Raw genomic sequence first — 827 nt, forward strand, 5'->3', positions numbered from 1 at the left:
AATACCTTGAAGTCCACACCGGCCAGCAGATCGGCGATGTCGATCAGCTCCAGCGGAATACGCAGGTCCGGCTTGTCGGAACCAAAACGCTGCATGGCTTCAGAGAACGGCATGCGCGGAAAGTCCGGCAGCTCCACATCGAGCAATTCTTTAAACACCGAACGCACCATCCGCTCGGTAATCCCCATGATGTCTTCTTCCTCTACAAAGGAAGCTTCCAAATCAATCTGGGTAAACTCCGGCTGGCGATCGGCGCGCAGGTCTTCGTCACGGAAACACTTGGCAATCTGGTAGTAACGATCAAAACCCGCCACCATCAACAGCTGCTTGAACAGCTGCGGAGACTGCGGCAACGCAAAGAAGCTGCCGGGATGGGTCCGGCTGGGTACCAGATAGTCACGGGCCCCTTCCGGGGTAGCGCGGGTCAGGATCGGGGTTTCCACGTCCATGAAACCTTCGCCTTCCAGGAAGGCACGGACCACATGGGTCAGACGCGAACGAAACTGGAAGTTTTTCAGCACTTCCGGGCGGCGCAGGTCCATATAGCGGTACTTGAGGCGCACCTCTTCACCGGCGGCGGAATGGGCATCCAGCTCAAACGGCGGCGTCTCGGCCTCATTGAGGATAGTCAGTTCCTTGCCCAGCACTTCGATGTCACCGGTGGACATCTTGCTGTTACGCACCGCTTCGTCGCGCATGCGCACCCGGCCGCTCAGGCGCACGACATACTCGCTGCGCACTTTATCGGCCAGGGCAAAAGCTTCCACCGTATCCGGGTCGAAGACCACCTGGACCAGACCATTGCGATCGCGCAGGTCGAGGAAGAT

The 827-nt window shown here is 58.5% G+C and carries 1 protein-coding gene; it reads right to left on the reverse strand.

The genetic code is table 11. From position 1 onward, the window contains the following. Positions 1-827, reverse strand: an 827-nt coding sequence (gene aspS, locus A3730_RS28610) for an aspartate--tRNA ligase (protein WP_063539423.1), incomplete at both ends; no start/stop codon positions are given.

This window comes from Alcanivorax sp. HI0044 (assembly GCF_001634945.1).